At 42.7% G+C, this 23,143-nt stretch carries 26 protein-coding genes; 16 read left to right on the top strand and 10 right to left on the bottom strand.

The window, feature by feature from the left end:
• Window positions 1-190: 190 nt before the first annotated feature.
• From JI667_RS10610 to JI667_RS10570, 9 genes are all read left to right on the top strand, one after another.
• Complete coding sequence (locus JI667_RS10610; protein ID WP_206852860.1) at window positions 191-1,459, top strand: MFS transporter; 1,269 nt, start codon at window positions 191-193, stop codon at window positions 1,457-1,459.
• 424 nt (window positions 1,460-1,883) lie between these two features.
• Entirely contained in the window at window positions 1,884-2,417 is a 534-nt protein-coding gene (gene sigY, locus JI667_RS10605; protein ID WP_206852858.1) for an RNA polymerase sigma factor SigY, read from the top strand.
• The gene (locus JI667_RS10600; RefSeq protein ID WP_206852853.1) at window positions 2,401-2,718 is read left to right on the top strand and encodes a YxlC family protein; all 318 of its coding nucleotides are present in this window, start codon (window positions 2,401-2,403) and stop codon (window positions 2,716-2,718) included. The genes sigY and JI667_RS10600 overlap by 17 nt, the downstream gene beginning before the upstream one ends.
• A complete protein-coding gene (locus JI667_RS10595) occupies window positions 2,715-2,921 on the top strand; it encodes a sigmaY antisigma factor component (protein ID WP_206852852.1) in 207 nt (68 codons plus the stop codon). The genes JI667_RS10600 and JI667_RS10595 overlap by 4 nt, the downstream gene beginning before the upstream one ends.
• Window positions 2,918-3,232 carry a YbjQ family protein gene (locus JI667_RS10590; RefSeq protein ID WP_206852851.1) on the top strand — a complete coding sequence of 105 codons (315 nt, stop codon included), beginning with the start codon at window positions 2,918-2,920 and terminating at the stop codon, window positions 3,230-3,232. Before JI667_RS10595 ends, JI667_RS10590 begins: the two co-directional genes overlap by 4 nt.
• 555 nt (window positions 3,233-3,787) lie before the next feature.
• Window positions 3,788-5,545 (top strand): ABC transporter ATP-binding protein, encoded by a 1,758-nt coding sequence (locus JI667_RS10585; protein WP_206852849.1) that lies wholly within the window; start codon window positions 3,788-3,790, stop codon window positions 5,543-5,545.
• Window positions 5,542-7,560, top strand: a complete 2,019-nt coding sequence (locus JI667_RS10580; RefSeq protein ID WP_206852847.1) for an ABC transporter ATP-binding protein — start codon at window positions 5,542-5,544, stop codon at window positions 7,558-7,560. The genes JI667_RS10585 and JI667_RS10580 overlap by 4 nt, the downstream gene beginning before the upstream one ends.
• Before the next feature lie 214 nt (window positions 7,561-7,774).
• Window positions 7,775-8,155: a hypothetical protein gene (locus tag JI667_RS10575; protein WP_244668285.1), complete on the top strand. Its 381-nt coding sequence runs from the start codon at window positions 7,775-7,777 to the stop codon at window positions 8,153-8,155.
• Window positions 8,152-8,646, top strand: coding sequence for a hypothetical protein (locus JI667_RS10570; RefSeq protein ID WP_211201273.1), 495 nt, complete (start codon window positions 8,152-8,154; stop codon window positions 8,644-8,646). The genes JI667_RS10575 and JI667_RS10570 overlap by 4 nt, the downstream gene beginning before the upstream one ends.
• A 39-nt stretch (window positions 8,647-8,685) precedes the next feature.
• Here JI667_RS10570 and JI667_RS10565 read toward each other — a convergent pair whose 3' ends face one another.
• The gene (locus JI667_RS10565; RefSeq protein ID WP_206853082.1) at window positions 8,686-9,297 is read right to left on the bottom strand and encodes an NAD(P)-dependent oxidoreductase; all 612 of its coding nucleotides are present in this window, start codon (window positions 9,295-9,297) and stop codon (window positions 8,686-8,688) included.
• A 204-nt stretch (window positions 9,298-9,501) separates the two neighbouring features.
• Here JI667_RS10565 and JI667_RS10560 point away from each other — a divergent pair, with 204 nt between their 5' ends.
• From JI667_RS10560 to fumC, 4 genes are all read left to right on the top strand, one after another.
• Entirely contained in the window at window positions 9,502-10,317 is an 816-nt protein-coding gene (locus JI667_RS10560) for an amino acid ABC transporter substrate-binding protein (RefSeq protein ID WP_206852845.1), read from the top strand.
• Complete coding sequence (locus tag JI667_RS10555) at window positions 10,301-10,996, top strand: amino acid ABC transporter permease (RefSeq protein ID WP_206852843.1); 696 nt, start codon at window positions 10,301-10,303, stop codon at window positions 10,994-10,996. The genes JI667_RS10560 and JI667_RS10555 overlap by 17 nt, the downstream gene beginning before the upstream one ends.
• A gap of 18 nt (window positions 10,997-11,014) precedes the next feature.
• Window positions 11,015-11,749: an amino acid ABC transporter ATP-binding protein gene (locus tag JI667_RS10550; protein ID WP_206852842.1), complete on the top strand. Its 735-nt coding sequence runs from the start codon at window positions 11,015-11,017 to the stop codon at window positions 11,747-11,749.
• A gap of 147 nt (window positions 11,750-11,896) precedes the next feature.
• Entirely contained in the window at window positions 11,897-13,282 is a 1,386-nt protein-coding gene (fumC, locus tag JI667_RS10545) for a class II fumarate hydratase (protein ID WP_206852841.1), read from the top strand.
• A 101-nt stretch (window positions 13,283-13,383) separates the two neighbouring features.
• Here fumC and JI667_RS10540 read toward each other — a convergent pair whose 3' ends face one another.
• Window positions 13,384-13,602 (bottom strand): alpha/beta-type small acid-soluble spore protein, encoded by a 219-nt coding sequence (locus JI667_RS10540; RefSeq protein ID WP_034763234.1) that lies wholly within the window; start codon window positions 13,600-13,602, stop codon window positions 13,384-13,386.
• Between the two features lie 365 nt (window positions 13,603-13,967).
• On the opposite strand from JI667_RS10540, the gene JI667_RS10535 reads away from it, so the two are divergent.
• A complete protein-coding gene (locus JI667_RS10535; RefSeq protein WP_206852833.1) occupies window positions 13,968-14,147 on the top strand; it encodes a hypothetical protein in 180 nt (59 codons plus the stop codon).
• A 47-nt stretch (window positions 14,148-14,194) separates the two neighbouring features.
• Here the strand turns inward: JI667_RS10535 and JI667_RS10530 are convergent, their stop codons facing one another.
• Together JI667_RS10530 and JI667_RS10525 are read right to left on the bottom strand one after the other, a co-directional pair.
• Window positions 14,195-15,292 carry an ABC transporter ATP-binding protein gene (locus JI667_RS10530; RefSeq protein WP_206852831.1) on the bottom strand — a complete coding sequence of 366 codons (1,098 nt, stop codon included), beginning with the start codon at window positions 15,290-15,292 and terminating at the stop codon, window positions 14,195-14,197.
• A gap of 97 nt (window positions 15,293-15,389) precedes the next feature.
• Window positions 15,390-16,307 (bottom strand): PucR family transcriptional regulator, encoded by a 918-nt coding sequence (locus tag JI667_RS10525; RefSeq protein WP_206852829.1) that lies wholly within the window; start codon window positions 16,305-16,307, stop codon window positions 15,390-15,392.
• Between the two features lie 148 nt (window positions 16,308-16,455).
• On the opposite strand from JI667_RS10525, the gene JI667_RS10520 reads away from it, so the two are divergent.
• Window positions 16,456-16,716 (top strand): metal-sensitive transcriptional regulator, encoded by a 261-nt coding sequence (locus tag JI667_RS10520; RefSeq protein ID WP_206852827.1) that lies wholly within the window; start codon window positions 16,456-16,458, stop codon window positions 16,714-16,716.
• 296 nt (window positions 16,717-17,012) lie between these two features.
• On the opposite strand, the gene JI667_RS10515 is transcribed toward JI667_RS10520, so the two are convergent.
• Both JI667_RS10515 and JI667_RS10510 read right to left on the bottom strand, forming a co-directional pair.
• Window positions 17,013-17,201 (bottom strand): hypothetical protein, encoded by a 189-nt coding sequence (locus JI667_RS10515; protein ID WP_206852825.1) that lies wholly within the window; start codon window positions 17,199-17,201, stop codon window positions 17,013-17,015.
• An 80-nt stretch (window positions 17,202-17,281) separates the two neighbouring features.
• On the bottom strand, window positions 17,282-17,491 hold the full coding sequence (locus tag JI667_RS10510; RefSeq protein ID WP_206852824.1) for a YheE family protein: 210 nt from the start codon (window positions 17,489-17,491) through the stop codon (window positions 17,282-17,284).
• 126 nt (window positions 17,492-17,617) lie between these two features.
• Between JI667_RS10510 and JI667_RS10505 the strand changes: the two genes are divergently transcribed.
• Window positions 17,618-18,016 carry a ferritin family protein gene (locus JI667_RS10505; RefSeq protein WP_206852822.1) on the top strand — a complete coding sequence of 133 codons (399 nt, stop codon included), beginning with the start codon at window positions 17,618-17,620 and terminating at the stop codon, window positions 18,014-18,016.
• A gap of 35 nt (window positions 18,017-18,051) precedes the next feature.
• Here JI667_RS10505 and JI667_RS10500 read toward each other — a convergent pair whose 3' ends face one another.
• From JI667_RS10500 to JI667_RS10485, 4 genes are read right to left on the bottom strand one after another with little or no spacing between them, the layout of a single operon-like run.
• Window positions 18,052-19,242, bottom strand: coding sequence for a YheC/YheD family protein (locus JI667_RS10500; protein WP_206852820.1), 1,191 nt, complete (start codon window positions 19,240-19,242; stop codon window positions 18,052-18,054).
• Entirely contained in the window at window positions 19,239-20,612 is a 1,374-nt protein-coding gene (locus JI667_RS10495; RefSeq protein ID WP_206852818.1) for a YheC/YheD family protein, read from the bottom strand. The genes JI667_RS10500 and JI667_RS10495 overlap by 4 nt, the downstream gene beginning before the upstream one ends.
• Entirely contained in the window at window positions 20,612-21,703 is a 1,092-nt protein-coding gene (locus tag JI667_RS10490) for a YheC/YheD family protein (RefSeq protein WP_206852816.1), read from the bottom strand. The genes JI667_RS10495 and JI667_RS10490 overlap by 1 nt, the downstream gene beginning before the upstream one ends.
• A complete protein-coding gene (locus JI667_RS10485; RefSeq protein ID WP_206852814.1) occupies window positions 21,700-23,031 on the bottom strand; it encodes a YheC/YheD family protein in 1,332 nt (443 codons plus the stop codon). The genes JI667_RS10490 and JI667_RS10485 overlap by 4 nt, the downstream gene beginning before the upstream one ends.
• Window positions 23,032-23,143 lie beyond the last annotated feature (112 nt).

Below are 23,143 nucleotides of genomic sequence, written 5' to 3'. Positions count from 1 at the left end.
TCCGGGCTGTTCATATTGAATAGGAATGATCTCATTTTATCAGCGAATTGGCCATTAATGCTCTTTCTGAAAGAGGCGCCTAGCCCTCATCCGACCCGAGACGGAGGAAAATACCACCAGTAGACCCTGCTTTCCCAAAGGTCAATTCAATATGATAAAGATAGTTATTTATTGAAGGGGGACGGATGTTATGAAAAAAATGATTGAAATCTTTAAGAATCCAATATTTTTAAAATTGTTCTTCGCGAATTTCACTTCGCATATGGGAAGTGTGATTGGCCTGACAGCGTTCATGTTTTATTTGCTGGATCGTTTTTCTGAGCAGCCTGTGTATGCATCGGTTACGGAGATGATGTATTCACTTCCGACGCTAGTCGTGTTTTTCCTTGTAGGAGTGTTCGCTGACAGAATGGATCGCCAGAAAATTGCCTACCACTGTGATACGATCAGTGCTTTTCTCACATTATTATTATTCGGCGCCATCTTCATAGGCACTCTTCCTCTTATCTTTACAGTTCTCTTCCTGAGGAGCGGTGTCCAGAAATTTTTCTTCCCTGCAGAACAAGGGATTCTGCAGGGAGTACTCTCAAAGGATGATTATTCTACTGCTGCCGGACTCAATCAAATGGTGATGAGCTTGTTTATGTTGCTCGGGAATGCGGTTGCGATCTTTGTCTATTGGACGACAGGAATTTATGGAGCCATTGCGGTTGATTTCGTTACCTTTGTGATTTCTGCCATCTTGATAAAAAAATGTGTCATTCCTGAAGAAGTCAGGCTCCCGAATGGTAAGCATTCCTGGAGAGATTTGAACATTCAGTCTGTCAGTAAAGACTTTACAGAAGGCATGAACTATATTCTGAATCATAAGCTGCTCCTATCATTGATTGGAGGGTTTGTCGTATTTGGGATTGTGAACGGGGGATTTGCCGTCATCCCCATCTTCATATTGAAATACAAATTGGCTCCTGGTTCCTATGAAGAATATTCGATTCTATTAGGAGTCGCCTTCGGTGCAGGGGTGCTGATCGGAAGTATCTTCTCTTCCATGCTCACCCAAAAATTCAAGTTTCATGTATTGATTGTGGCAGGTCTCATCATCTCGGGGACATTTATCATAGCAGCATCGTTTGCTCCGACTACTTGGCTTTTCTTAATGATCATTTTCGTAGCGGCACTGGGATTACCACTTGTGAACATAGCAATCGGGGGCTGGATGCCAAGCATTATTGATCCAAAAATGATGGGCAGGGTTCAGGGGTGGATCAATCCCCTTATGATGCTCTCTCAATCCATCACCCTGGGAGTCATCGCCATGACATTCCCATCTATAATCACAGTTGAAATGCTCTACTGGCTTGTCGGGGGCTGCCTCATCATCGTAGCCGTATTCTACACCATCATTCTCCCTAAATACGTAAAAGAAGAAGAAACACATTCTGCCGTTTTAAATAGTTAACGGAATATCCTTCCTGAATTGGGCAAGATGATTCAGGAGGGGTATTTTCAAAAAATGGATCTCTTTCTTCATTTGAAAATGATGTGGTTTGGAGGAAGGGATTGATTTTATCCTTTAGTTAGAGGTTAAATATCGCTTTGATAGTTGATTGGAGCGGAAGGTGCTCGACTCCTGCGGGAATAGCTGGACAGGTGAGACCCCGCAGGGCGAAGCCTGAGGAGGCTAACCGCCAGCCCCGCGGAAAGCGAGCACCTGGAGCGGAAATCAACTACCACTCGCTACTTAAAAGTAACATATTTCATAATAGATATTAAAAAAGAATGAAAAAAATATATAAAAGTATAATCATTTTATGAACGTTTTTTCCTCATATACGTCTTATCAATGAACTCACCTGCCGGGGGGATAGAAAGGACAGTAAAGAATGGAAGAGAAGAAATGGATTAAGCAAGCAAAAAAAGGGAATCATGAAGCCTTTGCTCTTCTATTTAGAGAACATTATCCCTTTTTAGTGAAATATTTGATCAAAGTAACCATGAACCGTGATCAGGCAGAAGAGCTTGCTCAAGACACAATGGCTAAATGTGTGGAGAAAATCCACCAATACAACGGGAAATCCAAGTTTTCCTCCTGGCTGATTACGATCGCCACCAATCGGTATATCGATCTTCAGCGCAAAAGTAAAAGAGAAAAAGATTGGCAAAGGGAAGAAATGAATGGCAGGAAGCTTAAGTGGGAAATGGAATCCAGAAATGAAGAGTGGAATGATGTATTATCTGCGCTTGGACGACTTTCGGTAGAGGTGAGGCTTCCTATTATTTTGAAACACTATTACGGATACTCATATGAGGAAATCGGACAAATGACAGAACTGCCGCCTGGAACCGTTAAATCAAGGGTCCATCACGGAATTACCAAGATGAGAAAGGAGTTGAAAATAGATGAACAACAAACATGAACAGGATGAACTAAAGGAATTGATAGATGAAGGCTTTCGTGCCATTGATCGTGGAGTAGATGAAAGTACTCCGTCTTTGCAATGGTTTGAGCAATTGGTCGTAGATCAGCAGGACCAGTTAAAAGCAAGGTTTAAACGAGAAATGATACTCTTTCTTATTCTCGCTTGCTGCCTACTGACTGTATTCTCTCTTACCTTATTTCAAATGCCGATTCTATTTCTTCTCTTTCAGGGTCTCATTTTCGCAGGAGCTTTGCTATTCATCGGTGTAACGTATATAAAAAAGGTGAAAAGGATATGACGAGAGAAGAGCTTTATATCTTGCCTATCGTCATTCCCATTCTCCTGGTTCAAAGCATATATTTATTCATCGATGCGCGTAAGAACGGGCATCACTATTGGTTCTGGGGAATCTGGGGACTGATTCAGTGCCCGATGCCCATCATTTTTTATTTCATATTCGCTAAGAAAGCTTTTAGGAGAAAAGGGGCGGGGAATTCATGATTATTGTCACGACAGATCAAGTACCAGGAAAGGAAATCAAGGAGTTAAAGGGATTCGTCAGGGGAAGCACGGTACAGGCAAAGCATATCGGAAAGGACATCATTGCAGGTCTAAAGACCATCATCGGCGGCGAAATCAGTGAATACAGCGAACTGATGGAGGATGCTAGAAAGCAGGCGATTGACAGAATGAAAATAGAAGCCTCTCAATTAGGTGCGAACGCAGTGGTGGCAGTTCGACTCGAGACGTCTTCCGTGATGCAGAATGCTTCTGAAATCATTGCCTATGGTACGGCAGTCACGGTGGAATGATGATGCGTATGAGAAATGGGGAAAGTGGTTCGCGAAGATAGAAGTAAATCATATAGTATATAGAAAATTATCAATAAAAATAATATTGACACAATTAAGGTGTTGTAGTATGGTTATTAATGGAATATTAAACGTAAACGAATGGAGGGTTTGTGATGATGAAAGTGTATCGATCTGAAGGAAAGTCAGCGACTTTTCAAATCAATTTCATATCATCACATGACCGGTAACTCCTTAACGGTTTCATATGAATCCACGAGCACAGGTTATGTTTATAATCTGTGCTTTTTTATGCCGATTCATGAAGACGGACGTCTATAAGGCACAAGAGATTCAAGTACCCTGCCCTGGGATAAGAATCTGACTGCCCTGTGACGTCCGTCTTTTGTATTTTAACGCTTAACGGTGGACCCAAGGGGATCCTTGATTACACATAGATTATCCATTTATGAAGGAGGAAAACATGATGTTAATGGTTCAAATGAAGAAGATGATGTCTGCTGTGGAGACAGAAGGCGGATAGAAAAGAAAACCAACATGGGGAGGTAGACTGGAATGTTTAGTATTTTTAAGAAGTTATCCTGGTTTTTTATTGAGAATTGGAAAAGGTATACAGTGGCGATCGTTTTATTGACGATTGTCGGGATCCTGGATGTGCTGCCCCCTAAACTTGTGGGAAATGCCATCGATGACATACACATGGGTGACATGACCTGGAGTGTGGTGGGCAGGTATCTCTGGATGATAGGAGGTATCGCCCTAATATCTTATGGAATGACGTATGTATGGATGTACCAGCTATTTGGCGGCGCTTTTCTCGTCGAGCGGAAGCTGCGCAGCAAGTTCATGGGCCATCTGTTGAAAATGACGCCTACATTCTTCGAGAAGAATCGTACAGGTGATTTAATGGCCAGGGCGACCAATGATCTGAAAGCCATCTCGGTGACGGCGGGCTTTGGGGTTCTGACCCTGATCGATTCAAGTGTATTTATGTTAACGATCCTTTTTACAATGGGGTTTCTTATCAGTTGGAAACTTACGATAGCTGCCATTTTACCATTGCCGATCATGGCGTTGTTAATGAAGGTATATGGGGCAAGAATCCACAAACGGTTCACTGAGGCCCAGGATTCATTCGGGGACTTGAATGACAAAGTCCTCGAGTCGATTGCAGGTGTCCGGGTGATCCGTGCGTACGTACAGGAAAGAGCGGATGAACAGCGGTTCGCCGATATGACGGAAGATGTGTACAACAAAAATATCGGTGTGGCCAGGATCGATTCGCTTTTTGAACCGACCATCAAGGTGCTGGTGGGATTGAGTTACTTAATCGGACTCGGCTATGGGGCATACCTTGTGTTCCATCAGACAATCACCTTGGGAGAACTGGTCTCTTTTAATGTATATCTCGGGATGCTGATCTGGCCGATGTTTGCGATTGGTGAACTGATCAATGTCATGCAGCGGGGAAATGCTTCTCTTGACCGGGTTCAAGAGACCCTTGATTATGTGCAGGATGTACGGGATCCGGAAGATCCTAAATGGATGGACTCGCCTGAACAGATCGGATTTAAAGAAGTGGACTTTCAGTACCCTTCCTCACAGGTTCTGAATCTGACCCATATCAATGTTACTATCGACAAAGGTGGTACCCTTGGAATAGTCGGAAAGACCGGAAGCGGGAAGACGACTTTCATTAAGCAGCTTCTAAGAGAATATCCGGCGGGGAAAGGAACCCTCTCCATCGGGGGTGTGCCAATCCATGAGTTGAGTATTCAGCAGGTACGGGACTGGATAGGGTACGTCCCGCAGGATCATGTTCTTTTTTCCAGAACCGTAAGAGAAAATATTCTGTTCGGACGACATGATGCAACGGAGAGCGATCTCGAAAGAGCCATAGAGCTCGCTGACTTTAAGAAAGACCTTGAAATGCTCCCAGATGGATTAAAGACACTAGTCGGAGAAAAAGGTGTAGCCCTTTCAGGTGGCCAGAAACAGCGGATAGCCATTGCGAGGGCACTCATCAAGAACCCGGAAATCCTGATTCTGGATGACTCGTTATCAGCTGTCGATGCAAAGACAGAAGCCAAGATCATAGACAATATTCGAACAGAACGTGAAGGGAAAACAACGATCATTACCACTCACCGTCTTTCGGCTGTACAGCATGCCGATTGGATCATCGTATTCGAAGACGGGAAAGTAGTAGAAGAAGGAGTTCATGAACGACTCCTTGAGAATGGCGGCTGGTATAAAGAACAATTCGACCGTCAACAAGTTGAAGATTCCTCACTTGAGGAGGTGGGCGCATGAAAGTCGGGAAAAAATTAACCGAGTATGCCCTTATATATAAAAAAATTATCATCGCTGCCCTATTGATGCTCACTGTATCAGTTGCTGCAGAGCTCGCAGGGCCGTTCATTGCGAAAAAATTGATTGACAACCATATCCTCGGCATTGAATCTATCTGGTATGAGACTGTAGAGGGGAAAGATGCAGTCTCCTACGATGGGAAATGGTATAAACGTGAACAATACTTCATGGAAAGAGAGGCAAAAGGAGATGACGTACGTATCCTTCAGGTGGGCAGGTCATTTTATTTCGTTCCTGCCACCATATCCTTTGATGGTGAACGAACGGTCAATTCAGAAAAGATGAAGGTGACGAAAGGCGATAAGACCGCCACTTATCCTGCCGAAAAACTGACAGGAGATGAGCTATTAAAATTTTTTAATCCTGAAATCCCAAAAATGATTAAATTGATCGCCTTTTATTTCGGGTTGCTTGTGGTCTCGTCCTTTTTCCAATATGGTCAGCGATTCTATTTACAGAAAGCGGCTAACCGGGTCATTCAAAAAATGCGCAATGATGTATTTCAACACATTCAGAAGCTGCCGATCCGCTATTTTGACAATCTGCCTGCAGGGAAGGTCGTCGCCAGGATCACCAATGACACTGAGGCAATCAGGGAATTGTATGTGACAGTACTGTCGACTTTCTTTTCCAGTACAATTTACATTATCGGGATATACATTGCTCTATTTATCCTTGATGTTAAATTAGCGGCCATATGTTTAGTACTGATTCCAATCCTGGTAGTGTGGACGTATCTTTATCGCATTTATGCGTCTAAATACAATCACATCATCCGCTCGAAAGTGAGCGATATCAATGCCATGATCAATGAATCGATCCAGGGCATGAACATCATACAGGCTTTCAGCAGGGAAAAGAAAACAAACGCAGAATTTGAAGAGATGAATGAAACACACTTCAAATATCAAAATAAACTATTAAGCTTAAATTCAATGACCTCTCACAATCTTGTGGGGGTATTAAGGAATCTCACCTTCGTGGCATTTATATGGTATTTCGGAGGATCATCGATCGGAGTGGGGTCGGTGGTTACACTTGGCGTACTATATGCCTTTGTCGATTACATCAACCGTTTGTTCCAGCCCGTAACAGGTATCGTGAATCAGCTTGCGAACCTCGAGCAGGCGCTGGTGGCGGGGGAACGGGTTTTCAAACTGTTGGAAGAGACGGGAACGCCGGTGGAAGATGAAAAAATGAGCAGGTATGAAGGAAATGTCAGCTTCCAGCATGTATTCTTCGGGTACAAAGAAAATGAATATGTGCTGAAAGATATTACGTTCAAAGCAAACAGAGGGGAAACCGTTGCCCTGGTAGGACACACTGGTTCAGGGAAAAGCTCGATCATGAATCTTTTATTCCGCTTCTATGATAGTAATGAAGGGAAAATACTCATCGATGGAAATGACATTGTCAACATTCCCTATCAGACGATTCGTGAGCATATGGGAATTGTCCTTCAGGATCCTTACTTGTTCACGGGGACGATCGCCTCGAATGTCAGTCTTGATGATCCAAGGATTTCGAGGGAGCAGGTCGAGGCGGCACTCAATGCCGTAGGAGCTGAAAAAGTTTTCAAGAATCTGGAGAACGGGTATGATGAGCCGGTGATTGAGAAGGGGAGCACCCTTTCATCCGGTCAACGCCAGCTGATATCTTTCGCCCGGGCACTTGCCTTCAATCCGGCTATTCTGATCCTGGATGAAGCGACTTCGAGCATCGATACGGAGACCGAAGCGATCATTCAGGAAGCGATGAAAGTATTGAAAAAAGGAAGAACGACTTTCATCATTGCTCACAGGCTCTCAACGATTAAAGACGCCGATCAGATATTGGTACTGGATCGTGGTGAAATTGTAGAGCAGGGGAGTCACGACGAATTGATGAAGCGGATGGGACGCTATTACCAAATGTATCAACTCCAGCAGGGGGCGAATGGGGAAATAGCCGGGTAAAAGAGAAGGCATCTGACGATTGGAGTCGGATGCTTTTCTCTTTGGTCATAAAAACAGACGTATTGCTGTAGAATGACTTCTTCCATTAGATCATCCATACAATTTCCTGTTAAGAAAACAGGACTTTTGTGGTATTTTGTCGTTTTAAATCGAAATTTTACCGTTATCAATGTATAATTTAATTGATAAAAAAGTTTCATAAAGGGAGGATCCTATGATGGGATGGGCAATTGCCATTTTATTTGGGTCAGCAGTTGTGCTGCTCATTTTATCGTTTATTAAAACGACACAAACCAACTCAAAGCTTGAGCAACAGATAGAGCATGTATCGATTTCTGTTTTGAATGAGGTGCATGGACTGGAAATGCAACTAAGGAATATTCAACTGGACGCGGAAATCACTGCTCAACAGGCAGGGGCTGTACCTGCCGAATCAGAAGAACGTGAGATGCTTCGTGAGATGCTTGACTTGTATAAAAGAGGTTATTCGATTGAAAGCATAGCAGGTAAAACGAAGCGTAATCCTAATGAAGTGGAGCAGATGCTCTTGCCTTTTACGGTTCAAAAAGGTGAAAGGGGCTTAGTGGCACAATGACAGTGACATCGAATACGTTGCGTAGTTTTGCTGCAGGGATCTTGATATCAACATCTTTGATCGGGGCCGTTTATCTGTTCGGACCTTCTGAAGCAAAAAGTACTGGCAAAGTTGAATCTGCCAAAGTAGAAAAGCTGTCCGAGGACGACATGGTAAAGAATTTGACTTCAAAAGGCTATGTCATACATACAGAAGAACAGTGGAAGAAGCAGCTTCAAGCCATGAACGATAAACAGAATGACAAGGCAACAGAGAAGAAAGAAGAAAACACCGACGGTAAGGTAATATATAAAACGATGCTTACCGTATCTACCGGTATGACAAGCATCGACGTCGGTAATGCCCTCGAGAAGGCGAACATCATCAAGAGCGGTTTGGATTTTTATAAAGAAGTCGAGAACCGGGGTGTGGAAAATGACCTGCGTCCAGGTACCTTCGAAGTCGAAAGTGGGATGACCACGGACGAGATCATTTCTACCATATTTAAATAATGGAGTAACGGGACTGATTTTCAGTCCCGTTTTTTAGTATTAATAACATATCCCTACCCGGCTCCTGATATAGGAGTCGTCCTCAATTTGTTTAAAGATGAAATCCCCTGTATCGTACATGGAAATGCTCTTGCCTCCTTCAGGGAGAACATCCTTTTCCGCCCTGTAATTCCCCAGTCGCTCCCCATCGGGTAAATAGGTGGGACAAACGACCGTCCAATCCATCTCTGATGCCTGCAGCATTAAAAATGCTCTCAGGTGGTCCTCTGCGGCAACTGTGCTCCGCCTTTTTGATTCATCTGATTGAAAGCGGTAGAGGACCGAATCCTCCCGAGCCTGGAGGATACCTGCTGTACCACAGGTGATGATCCGCTTCAATCCGTGATACCTCATGGCTTTTAATAATATCGGCATACTTTTTGACAGGACATCATTTTTATCTGTATTCAGGCAGCTGATCATCACATCAGTTCCTTCGACGGTCCTCATCACGTTTTCTTCGTTCAGTACATCCCCTACAATTTCCTTGCCCCTACCGCCGTGTTGGACACTGTTTCTCCGAACTAATCGATTTACCTCATACCCTGCTAATGCTTGTTGAAGGACTACAGAACCAACCCGGCCCGTACTCCCGAATAAAGCAATTTTCATCATCATGACCTCCCGTTTCCTTATAGAAGATAGTGTATCTCATATTGAGAAATTTTACATGATAGTGGATTCAGAGTTACATACTAGAAAAAACAAGATGAAAAAATCTCGAAATGAAACTTTTATATTGACTTATTTCCTGTAACGATTTATGATGACAATCGTAACAAATTTAAATCCGATAAGAATAGTGGGGGTTTTGCAATGAAAAAATGGAAATTATCCATCCTTATGCTGATTGCCTTATCCATGGTATTAGCAGCGTGTGGACAATCTAAAGATAAAGAAGAGTCGAATGGAGACTCTGAAAAAACATCCCTTTACGATAAAGTGAAGGAAGATGGCGAATTACTCGTCGGGACGGAAGGTACATATCCACCATTCACATTCCATGACGAAGCTGGTAAGCTGACAGGTTTTGACGTGGAAATTGCTCGTGAGGTAGCGAAGCGCCTTGGAGTAGAAGCGAAATTCCAGGAAACACAATGGGATGCGATGTTTGAAGGTTTGAACTCCAAACGCTTTGATATGATCGCAAACCAGGTAGGAATCAGAGAAGACCGTGAGAAGAAATATGATTTCTCAAAACCATATATTGAATCAAGTGCAGTAGTCGTCGTATCGAAAGACAATAAAGATGTTTCATCATTTGAAGACATTAAGGGGTTAACTTCTGCCCAATCATTGACTAGTAACTATCGCGATATCGCTGAGAAAAATGGTGCCAAAATCCAGGGTGTGGAGGGATTGTCCCAGGCCATCCAACTTCTTGAGCAAGGAAGAGTGGATGTAACAGTGAACGATAAGATATCCATCCTTGATTACCTGAAGAAACAGCCCAATGCCAATGTGAAAATTGTCGCAGAAGCTGAAGATGCAGGTCAAAGTGGTCTGATGTTCCGTAAAGGCAATGATAAGCTGGTAGAAGAAGTGAATAAAGCGTTAGAGGAAATGATGGAAGACGGTACGTACAAAGAAATCTCTGATAAGTGGTTCGGAGAAGATGTATCTCCTAAGTAGCATTTACCAGGATCCTCAAGCAATGATTGATATTTTACAAAGCTCCCTGCTTCCGTTGTTAGAGGGGGCTTTGTATTATTCTATCCCTCTAACGCTCATTTCATTTGCTTTAGGTATGATTCTGGCTGTTCTGACTGCTCTTGCCCGTTTGTCAAATGTGTCGATTTTACGGGGGATTGCAAGGTTTTATGTATCTGCCATAAGAGGAACACCTTTACTCGTTCAGTTATTTATCATATTCTATGGGTTACCCACCCTGGGAATCAAGTTCGATCCATTCCCTTCTGCCATCATCGCTTTCACATTAAATAAAGGTGCCTATTCGTCTGAAATCGTCCGTGCCGCGATTCAATCGATCCCTAAAGGTCAATGGGAAGCTGGCTATTCCATCGGTATGACGTATTCTCAAGCCTTAAAGAGAATTATCCTGCCGCAGGCAACTCGGGTATCCATACCACCTTTATCAAATTCTTTCATCAGTCTGGTGAAAGATACGTCACTTGCGTCCTTGATTCTTGTGACGGAAATGTTCAGGAAGGCACAGGAAATAGCGGCGACCAACTATGAGTTTTTACTTATGTACATGGAAGCGGCACTGCTTTACTGGGTCATCTGCTTTATTTTATCCATCATACAAGGTCGTGTAGAGAACCGACTGGACCGGTACATTGCCAAGTAATATAAAAGGAGATTGAACATGATTTCCATTAAAGGATTTACAAAACGATTTGATCAGTTAGAAGTATTAAAAGGAATGAATGTAGAGGTCGAAAAAGGACAGGTCATCGTCCTGATCGGTCCTTCAGGTTCCGGAAAGACAACGTTTCTCCGTTGCTTGAATGCCCTAGAAATCCCTAATGACGGTACCGTTTCGATAGGCGGTGCCACCGCTGATTTTAATCAGAAGGTGTCCAAGCAGGAGCTTATCAATTTAAGAAGAAAAACAGGGATGGTATTCCAGAACTATAATTTGTTCCCTCACATGACTGCACTCGAAAACGTTATGGAAGGACCGACTGTAGTTCAGAAACGGAAAAAATCCGAGATGCGCGAAAAGGCCGTCAAGCTGCTTGAAAAAGTAGGTCTTGGTGACAAAATCGATTATTATCCATTCCAACTTTCCGGTGGTCAACAGCAAAGGGTAGGGATTGCAAGAGCCCTTGCCATCGAGCCGGAAGTAATGCTCTTCGACGAGCCGACTTCTGCACTGGATCCAGAACTTGTGGGAGAGGTTCTCAAAGTAATGAAAGATCTTGCCGAAGAAGGTATGACCATGGTGGTTGTCACTCACGAAATGAGATTCGCGAAAGAAGCTGCCGATAAAGTGATCTTCATGGATGGCGGATACATTGTGGAAGAAGGTTCTCCTGAACAGGTATTCGAGAACCCGAAGAATGAACGTACGAAACAATTTTTAAACTTAATACAATAGTGATGTAAGAGATGGATGGGGCTTGTACCCATTCATCTTTTTTTTGAATAAATCGAGAAGTCCCTAATAAACTTTTCAGAAAAAGGTTAGATGAAACGATTTAGTGGAAATATGGAAGTAGATGAAATTTTTTAGGGAGGAATGAGCGTGGAATATCGTATAGAGCGTGACACAATAGGAGAAATGAAAGTGCCAAAGGAAAAATATTGGGGTGCACAGACTCAGCGGAGTAAGGAAAACTTCCAAATTGGTACAGAGAAGATGCCCATCGAGGTTACATATGCCTTTGCAGAGCTGAAGAAAGCGGCTGCAGTCGTCAATCATTCACTCGGAAAGCTGTCACAAGACAAAATGAAGGCAATTGGTCAAGCTTGTGATGAAATTCTTGAAGGGAAGTGGGACGCACATTTCCCACTGGTTGTTTGGCAAACGGGGAGTGGTACTCAATCCAATATGAACGTCAATGAAGTGGTTGCCTATCGTGCAAACGAAATACTTGCTGATAATGGAGCAGTTGGGAAAGTCCACCCTAATGATGATGTAAATATGTCCCAAAGCTCCAATGATACGTTTCCGACTGCCATGCACATTGCGGCATTTCAGGAAATCGAGTCAAAGCTGTTCCCTGTACTTCAGGAATTCATCGCAACATTGAAAGATAAAGAACATCAATTTAAGGACATTATAAAGATCGGACGTACGCATCTCCAGGATGCCACTCCATTGACACTGGGTCAGGAAATCAGCGGATGGCGCTCCATGATGGAAAAATCCTATAGTATGACTAGAGAAGGTGTACAGCGTTTAGTCAACTTGGCCATCGGGGGGACAGCTGTAGGAACAGGTATCAATGCAGACCCTACATTCGGTGATAAGGTTGCAAAACAATTGGAAGTACAGACGGGGATTAAGTTCGTTTCCTCTGATAATAAGTTTCACGCTCTGACATCTCATGATGAAATCGTGTACGTGCATGGTGCAGTGAAGGCGTTGGCGGCTGATTTGATGAAAGTGGCCAACGATGTCAGGTGGCTTTCAAGTGGTCCCCGGAGCGGTATTGGAGAACTCTCGATCCCCGCTAATGAACCGGGAAGTTCCATCATGCCTGGAAAAGTGAATCCTACACAGAGTGAGGCCGTGACGATGGTCGCTACGCAAGTCTTCGGTAATGATGCTGCGATTGGATTTGCTGCCAGCCAAGGAAACTTTGAACTGAATGTCTTTAAACCGGTCATCATCTATAATATGCTTCAATCGGTGCGCCTTCTCACCGATGGCATAAAATCCTTTCATGATAAATGTGTGAAGGGGTTGGAGGCTAATACCGAGGTGATTGAAGACTTTGTACAACGATCATTGATGCTTGTGACGGCCTTAAATCCACACATCGGATATGAGAAGGCGGCCGAGATTGCAAAAAAGGCCCACTTAAATGGGTCCACTTTAAAAGAAGCAGCCATTGAATCAGGTTACCTCACGGAAGAACAATATGATAAATGGATCAATCCTGCTGACATGGTCAATAATAAGTGACTGTATGAACTGATCCATAGTAGAGGCGGTTCATTGCCAGACAACATGAAAGCCCCCGGAAAGATGACCGGGGGCTTAATCCATTCATATGAAATTGCTAATTATTTTTGGTACCCGCCACCGATTTGTTGTTCAGCCATTTGAACTAGGCGTTTTGTGATTTCTCCACCTACAGAACCGTTAGCGCGAGCTGTTGCATCTGGTCCTAATTGTACGCCAAATTCAGAAGCGATTTCGTACTTCATTTGGTCGATTGCTTGTTGAGCTCCTGGAGCTACTAATTGGTTAGATGAATTGCTGCGAGATTGTTGCTGTTGCATAATCTGTCATCTCCTTAAAATGTGTAAGATTTTTTTTGGTTGGGTCAGCTGGAGTTGCACCAGCCCGCTATTCCATGAGCGACCATCTATATATGGCGTAACCCAGTGAGGTTTAGAGAAGGCTTGTTACTGCCTTGTTACTAGGTATTATGGTTTTTCCTAAGAATTATATGCAGGGTAGCGAAAGGGAATTTATTCCTGTTAAATCCCTGCAAGTTTTCTACATAAAACATTGTGAATGTAAAAAGGATAACACTATACAATGAATTAGATTGAAAGTATGGTGACACAGCATGAAAGCTTGCGCATTATGTAACGGGATCGTTGAATATAGAGGGCTTTGCAAGAAGTGTGGGGACTCTACAATGGATCAGGGAAGATATTATGATTTTTATGATGAGTACAGTGCGTATATGGATATACAGCATGTACAGTTAGCCGATGGCATACCGAATAGCAGCTGTTCTGATACCTGTCTTCATCTCTTTACATGCATCAGGTGTGGGGAAGAAGAGGGGAAAAGTATAGATCTAACGGAGTTTTAATAAAAATGGCGCATCCCTTACTTAGGGGTGCGCCATTTCTTATCTATTTATCGGATTCTTGACTCAGATTCTGAATCAAAGAAATGAGCTTTGTTCATATCGAAGGCAAGATCAATCGTTTGACCTGCAACAATATCCGTACGAGAGTCAACACGTGCGACAAATTCTTGTCCTTCAAGCTGAGAGTAAAGCATCGTTTCAGCACCTGTTAATTCAGATACTTCGATTTTAGCAGTGATTTTCGCCCCTTCAGCCGTATCCAGGAAAAGCGGTTCATCATGAATATCTTCAGGTCGTACTCCTAGAATGATGCTCTTGCCTACATGTCCTTGTTCGCGAAGCACTTTCATTTTCCCTTCCGGTACAGAGACTTTCGTCTTACCGACAGCGAACTTCCCATCTTCAAGTGAACCGTGGAAGAAGTTCATGGCAGGGGAACCGATGAAACCGCCAACGAAAACGTTCTCCGGTTTATCATATACTTCTTTAGGAGATCCGACTTGCTGGATGACTCCATCTTTCATGACAACAATTCGTGTAGCCATTGTCATCGCTTCTGTCTGGTCATGTGTTACGTAAATCGTCGTTGTTTGAAGGCGTTGGTGAAGCTTCGCAATTTCCGCACGCATCTGTACACGAAGCTTTGCGTCAAGATTGGATAAAGGCTCATCCATCAAGAAAACTTTCGCATCACGTACAATCGCACGGCCAAGGGCCACACGCTGACGCTGACCCCCTGATAATGCTTTCGGTTTACGGTCCAGTAACGCTTCAAGACCGAGGATTTTAGCTGCTTCCTGTACTCGGCGATCAATTTCCTGTTTATCGAACTTACGTAATTTAAGACCGAACGCCATATTGTCATATACGCTCATATGTGGGTAGAGGGCATAGTTCTGGAAAACCATGGCGATATCGCGATCTTTTGGTGCCACGTCATTTACGCGTTTACCATCGATGGAGAAATCCCCTTTTGAAATTTCTTCAAGTCCTGCAATCATACGAAGGGTAGTAGATTTCCCACAGCCTGATGGCCCTACAAATACGATAAACTCTTTATCTTGAATGTGCAGATTGAAATCATTTACAGCTGTTACCTTACTATCATAAATTTTGTGGATATGTTCAAGTTTTAATTCAGCCATTTTATATTCTCCTCCCTGGTTTGCAATCGTTTTCATCTATGTGTTCATTGTAGAGAAAGAGGATACAAAAGGGTATAGTCAACCTGCACAAAGTTGTCTAAACATTATTGGGCAGGTTGTCAGATTGGAAGCTTAAACAGGCAAAGTAGGCAAGAATCCCTCCTTGAAAGCTTTTAATATCTATAGTTGTTTTTTCAATGAATTTATCGATCCGGTATTGGACGCTATTTCGATGCATGAACAATTTCTTGGCCGTCTGGCTGATATTGGATTGATTTTCAAGGAAAACCTTCACGGTATGGATCAATTCGGGGTCCTCCCTAAAGGTGTCAAAGACTTTTTTAAACAGATGATCTTCCCATTCCTGTGGAAGGTGATGGAGGACGAATTCAGGCAGGACCGTCACAGATGTTTGAATGCATTCCTGTTTTTGAATGGTTTTGGAAAATGAAAACAGCTCCCGCTCATGGGCGAAGAAAGAAGGGAATTCAGCATTCATTTCATGAAATTGACCAATATAAAAAGAAGGGCTGACGAAGAAGTCTGCTTCAATGACATGGGATATCGACAGCACCTGCTCCTCGTCCAATATCCAATCGCTCTTCTCTTCAATGATCAGTCCCATTCGATCGGCATGAAAAACAAGGATGGTCCCGTGAGGTAATAAATGCTGAAACGCTTCTTTCAGCTCGAATTGATTCTGTCTTTCCTTCATTCTGAATTGAATAACGCGATATTCATCGCCTTTAATGGAAGGCATCGATCCATTTTCCAGCAGATAGCTATACCACTCCATGGAATCAGAAGAATCATTCACACTGACAGCCGGGACTTTGACCTCTTGGAACAGACAATATAATAAATCCAGTTCCCCCTGTGAAATGTCTGATTTATCTATACCTGCATATTCATCTTTTCGTTCGTTCGTAAACCAAATCTTATTGGAATCGAGGTTATTAGGATAATGGTGTTGGATAATGATACCGGGGTATTTTTTACGTAAATGAGTAAACATGTGATCCCTCTTTGTTCATTATTATAGTAAAAAAGGTTATAATGACATTGTACTGAAATACTTCTTGTATTCAAAGAGTGGAACATTGCAAAAACATACTTAATTTAATACTATTGTAGAATGAATAAATTCTTATGGGGTGTCCTGAATGGAATATACGAAAGAAGTTACGAATCGAATGAAACGTCTTGAAGGTCAAGTACGGGGTGTATTGAAAATGATGGAGGATGAAAAGCATTGTAAAGATGTTGTGACTCAATTATCCGCTGTTCGCACAGCCGTTGACCGTACAATCGGGCTTATTGTTGCGAAAAACCTGGAAGCCTGCATTCGTGAATCTGAAGAAGAGGGTATCAAAGCGGAAGATGCCATTCAAGAAGCTGTCAATATGCTGGTCAGAAGCCGATAAAGGTAAAAAGCTGCTTTAAGGGATGAGTTCCCGATGGGCAGCTTTTTTTAGAAAGTTCCAGGGGCTTAAAGGCTCGAGGTCATAAGCCAAGCCAACCAAAAAGGCAAAGAGCGCCTTTCCGGTTGGCTCGTCTTATGCTTGTCGTGCCTGCCCAAGCCGCCTCCGCTTTTCTATTTGTCCAGCTCCAGGGGCTTGAGGCTCGAGGTCATAAGTCAAACTAACCAAAAAGGCAAAAAGCGCCTTTCCGGTTAGTTCGCCTTATGCTTGTCGCCTCAGGGCGAGCCCCTTCCGCTTTTCTACTTCGGTGGTTCTTCGTAGTCTGTGATTTCGATGGCTTCTTCGATATTGGTGGTGTTTTCCCTCATATGGACGGAACCTCCGGACATGCCTTCGTTGATGAAGCGGTCAACATCGAGGAATGCTTTTTCTTTTCCTTCATAATTCGTATCAGGAAGGAATTGATTGTCCTTATTGTCTTTTTTCATGATCATCAGCCTCCTTTCTTTAGTTTTAGAAAGGAGGCTGAAGTTATACATTTGAAGAGATGAAAATCTATGTAGACTTATTACTCATATACATGGAAAAGCATCAGTTCATGGAGCTGCTTCTTAAGTGTATCTTCATGTTCACCTGGAGGAATGTGTCCTGTCCATTCGATTCTTCCGTCCTTATGGTAAGCCCCTGTGTATTTCGTCCCGCTAAAGTAAAAAGAAAATGTCCAGCCGGGAAGCTGCTTATTCTCGAACATGTTCTGATACTGAAAATGTTGGATCATCGTTCTTCACCTCCATTCCTATTGTAAACGTTTTATTGATTGCTGTGTAGGATACACCGTGAAATGTATCATAATTCGATGGCTCCTCTAATAGAATTTATTGAAGAGACAGGGGAGGGACGAAGAATGAATTCGTTTATTCGTGATTTGCAGAAGGCGATAAGTGATGAATGGACAGGTTATTATTTCTATAAAGAGTTAAAAGCGCGTACGAATAACCCATTATATGTTGAATTTATTGAACATGCACAAAGAGATGAAAAAGAGCATTATGAAATGTTTCAATACCTCCATTATTTATTAACAGGGGAGTATTATGAACATAAGAAAGAAAAGGTGGGATTTACCACCTTTAAAGAAGGTGTGCTCCGTGCACTGAAGGATGAACTCGAAGGGGCAGGGTTTTACCGGGATATGCTCCTTGAGATTCCGAATCAGCAGGCATATAAGCCTCTCTTTATTGCTATGACCGATGAACAGGAACATGCCACCAGATTTTCAACCATCTATAACTCATTACGGTAAAAAAAAAGGTTGAACCTAGTGTTCTCCACGATGATTCAACCTTCCATGTTTTTCGCGCTGAGCGTGAAGAACGTCCGGACAAGCTGCTTCCTCCTGTTGGTTTCGATCTCTTTTTCATCAAAACTCATGGGCTTTGAATTGATTTCAAATAAAACGAAACCTCCCTGTTCCCTTGGAGCCAAGTCGATGGAAAATTCCCCGACAAAGCCGAATGTTTTGGCGAGCTCCTCTCCGCAAGTATGAACGAGTCGGGAAATTTCTTTTTTTGTTTCTGCATCTGCCACATCTTTCAATGAAATGATCTTTCCCCCGGCAGGCACATGAGTAGTGACTTCCTGACGTTGTGACATGCGGACACCGATGCCGATCAACCTGAAAGCTTCTCCAGTATGGAGGACTAATATGCGGAAATCAAAACGATGATCATGGTGCGTTTTACAAGGAATGGCTTCCTGCATGATCCAAAGAGTATCTTTAAACCATTCCCGATATGTTTGATACAGGCGTGAAAGAGATGCAAATCTCTCCATTTTCTTTACACTTTTACAAAGAACCCTTCCCTCTTGATCGATTTCAATAAGTCTGATCCCTTTTCCTTGTGAAGCAAGGGAGTGTTTCACATACACTTTTTTGTGGGTAGTCAAAAAGTGCGAAAAAGCTTCTTCGTCCTTGACTAGTTTGGTTTCGGGCAGATACGATTTTAGCCCTTCATTTTTGGAGAGAAGCTCATATATTTCCCATTTATTAAAGAAGTGGGGGTTGAAGAAAGGAATGTCATGCTTTTTGATGAAATAGAGAAGCTTTTCATAAGACTGGTTTTGTTCTGTATGCCGTGACGGGACTCTGTTATAAATGACGTTCGGAACCGGAAACAGGCATCTAACCCATTTATTCAGAGAGTGATGATAAACAATCCCCCATATGGTATCCCCGAAGACATCCTGCGGTGAAAAGACAAAACAGATCCCACCGGATTTTTCCACATCTTGTTGAATGGATCTGAATAATTCAAAGTTCCCCCTGTATTTACTTCTGCCTTCTTTACTCGAGACAATACCGATTAAGGGAACTGTCTGAGTATTTTTGCCGATTGAGACTTCAAATGTATAGCATTGATTAGAATCTTTAGAAGACAGCAGAAAGGAATTTTTTGCAAAGCCATAAGTCGTAATGGCTTCCTCCTCGTGAAAAAAAGTCCTCTTTGATCGATCATAAAGGATATTCATTGAATCATTTCCTCAGGATGATGGAGCGTTTGCTGAGTAAGAAAGATCCCAAATGATAAGGCAAGCTTTCTTGTTAATAAGTCATGACGCTTTAATTCAGGATGTGAAAATATCCATCTGCCAGGCTTTGAATTTGCTTCGAACATCCATATATGATGGTTGTCATCAACGCCGAAATCGAATCCGATTTCTCCGATATATCCTTCCAGATTTTCCTCGATTGCATGTGACAACAATAAAGCTGCTTCTTTTAATCCATCTTCAATGATCTGCCTTTCTCTTTCATCAGGGAAAAGCTCTGAAAGGACTTTCACTATGCCACCATTATTGGCATGCGTCGTTACACTTCCTGATCCTGCAACCTTCCCGGCCATTGCGCTGACCTGCCAGTTGCCTTCTTCGTCTTTATTCGTATGAACCCTGAAATCAATCGGCCTGCCATTCTCTTTCAGTAAAGAAATCCCCTGTTGCACGATAAAGGTATCAAGGTTCCTTTTTTTGAAAACTGTATTGGACAGCCGCTCCAGGCTATCAAACTTAAGTAATCGGTTTTTGTGATCCTGATCCCTGAAACGACAATAATATTCCTCGGAAGAGGGGCTGTACGTAATTTTATGAATTCCGTTGCCGAGACTTCCATTCTTCGGTTTAAGATAGATATGATGATAGGCACTTAGCATCCGCTCTATGTCTTCAAGTGTTTGGAATGACCGGGTTTCCGGAAGATAGTATTGAACATTCTCGTCATTTTCCAATCTCTCGAAAAGGTCCAGCTTATTGAAAAATCCAGGATTATACCAAGGGATCCCGTACTCTCTCTGCAACCTCTCCTTCAGACTCTGATAGGTTTTCCTTTTTTCACTTCTCCTGTTAGGAAGTCTGTCATAGATCACATTGGGAAACGGAATTTTTTCAATTTGCCATCCTTCTCCAAAATGGAAAAAACCTTTTATAAGTCCATTTTCCCAGTCAATATGTTTTTCTCCAAACACAAAAGGGATGACACCTAAAGAAGATTGAACGGATAGAAGCTTTTGGAAGAACTGTGAGCGTTGACCGATGGGACTTAACCGAAAGCTGGTGAATCCAGCCGTGAATATTCCTATCAGGACCCCGGCATACACACATCCGTCCTTACAGAACAGGGAGAGCGAATCCACCTTTGATGGAAGGTGTATGTTATCTGCCAAAGCTGTGCTGATCCCGACTACATGACGACCATTCGGATGACGTTTGCATTTGATGGATTCCCTTTTTGTCCCAAGTATCACGGTATGAGGCAAGTTATCTTCGTCGATCCTGAAGCCTGAAGGGAGGTAGAGGATGCATTCCTCATCTTGAAATTGCTGGACTTTGAACGTATGAAGCATTAGAAATCACCTCGTCTTAAGGATGTAAGAGATTGTGAAGATAGAAATGCACAATATTCCAAAGGTGCCTTGTATAAATTTGAAAGCTTATCAGGTTGAAGACTGCTCACTACTTTATGACCCGGTTTAGAATTCATATCCAGGATCCATAAGGACTGATCCTGCGCGATAATCAAATCCACACCAATTTCAAACAAAGGAGAGAAATGTTTTTCAAGATGAATGGGAATATGCTCTAAAATGGATATGAGCTCCTGTTCGATAAAGTCCCATGAATCAGAATCATGGGTAGACTTCCAATCACTACAGGAAAGGTAAGAAGCACCTCGGCTGATATTGGTCAAAATTCCATTCGCTTCACCAACTCGTACCGCCCGTTGAAATTCCCTCCATTCTCCGTTTCCATCCTTACTCAGGAGGACACGCATATCAAATGGTGATCCTTCCTTTGTCTGGTTTAAAAGTCTGGTTTGACAAATGAAGGTGTGCTGTTTAAGTATATGTTCAGCCCAGTTTAGAAAAAGTTCTTCGCTCGCAAAAGAGTGTTCAATCAATCCTTGTTTCTTAGTCGTTCGGACTTTGATTTCCCCTGAACCAGCTGAAAGATGGTAAACAGCGAATCCGTGAGCACCGTCTACAGGTTTAATAATAATATCTTTACGTTCTGACAGGAGATTAAATAACTGCGGGCCATCGCTTACTAAAAAGGTTTCAGGAATATAAGGCGCGAGGGAGGTTTGACTTAGCTTTTCATACAAATGCCATTTATTCGGCAATCCATAACCAAGGAACCGGATATGCTTTTGATTCTTCATCCATTGAACGACGGCTCTCGCCTGGCGGGACCTTAAATCATGCTGATAGTACGTCCGGTCATAGATAAACTCGGGAATATCAAAGACGTCCTTTTCCCATTTTCCCTTCACCCTGTCGAAATGATGGCCTTCCACCGTCTCGGTTAAAGGAGATATTCCCTGTGGGGATAACAGATAAAGGTCAATGGGATAGGAGAATGAATGGTTGGCGATCTCAAGAAAATATTCGTTTGTTACCTGTGGTACAAGGGTCATGATGCCCAGTGAGTGATTCATCTTAAGGATCCTCCTTCTTCAGTCCATTTGGCGAAACTATATTCATATAGAGCTTTAACAGATGGACGGACTCGACCATTCTCTAAGTATGTTCGCTTGGAAGGCTTTGAATTGATTTCAATCAACCATGGCTTTCCGCTTTCATCTATGCCCACATCGATTCCGAATTCTCCGAAATACCCTTCGACGCTATCTGAAAGAAGCCTTGAGGAAACGATACATAATTCCTTCATCTCCGTCAGGATCTCCCTGCTTTTTTGAGACGAAAAAAAGCGTTGCAAGGCTAAGTGCGGCTTCTCAATGCGGCCTCCCTGATCGACATTTGCCACGAATTGTTCACGTGCGGCAATCCGTGCTACAGAAGAAATCAAATCCCATTTGCCGTTTCCATTCTGGTGACATAGAAATCTGAAGTCTAACGGCTGTTCATCGACTGTTAGAAAGGGAATCGTTTCCTGAACCAAGTACGCACTTCTGCACCAGGAGTGGAGTTGTTTGTGAAGAGAAGAGTAATTTGGGAAGGTGAGCTTCATTTCAGGTGAAAAAGAATTTTGCCTCATGTGAAAGCCAGAGTCTTTTTTCCGGATACGCATAATGTAACGTCCCTTACTCCCATGGATTCCTTTCACGAATACATCTTGGTACTTTGTAAGCATTTCCTCCAGTGAATTCAAGCCCCGTTCGGTATTAGGTAAGTGAGGAGATAGGACAGGGCTGTTCTTCAACACATTGTAGACTTCATCTTTTGCCAGAAAGCGGGAATTGAACAACTGAATGTCCTGGTCAAGAGAGCGTGTAAGAGCACTTTGAAAGGAGGGGGACCTCTCTATTTTCCTGGAATGACATCGATTGTAAATCACATGGGGAAGAGGGACCTTTGAAGTTTCCCATTCATTCCCGCTTTGAATATAACCTTCTGCACCCTTTCCTACGAATGAGGAAAGGGGGAGCAGGTAGAAAAATCCACCTTTTCGTTGAAACCAGCTCTGACACTCTGTAAAATATTCTTTTAAAGAGTGTGATTGAATGGATTGATTGATTAAGAGGGCGACAACGGGTCCCATGTGAATGCAGGCTTTCCTTGCATCAATGACTATCCAGATATTTTCAATCATAGGTAAGGCTGCGAATAATGAATCGGCGGTATCCAACATAATTTGTAAAGAATCGGTTTTCGTTTCCAAACATGTTACTTCAAGCATGGAATTTCCGCATTTCAACGTCATGTGGCGATTAAGTGATAAGCGATCCATCATTTTTTCAGGTACATATAAATGATGATAACCATTATTATTCAGACGCGAAATAAATGAACATTTTATTTTCATCAGAGCATTCCCCGTTTGCATAACCCATAAGATTGATTCTATAATGATTTATTGGGCTACTGTTGATATAGCATACTATGTAAACATGGGCAAAATGTTCAAACGAGAGAAG

It is taken from the genome of Bacillus sp. NTK074B, assembly GCF_017303375.1.
Taxonomy (GTDB): domain Bacteria; phylum Bacillota; class Bacilli; order Bacillales; family Bacillaceae_B; genus Rossellomorea.
This window is presented reverse-complemented; position numbering and strand designations above follow the sequence as displayed.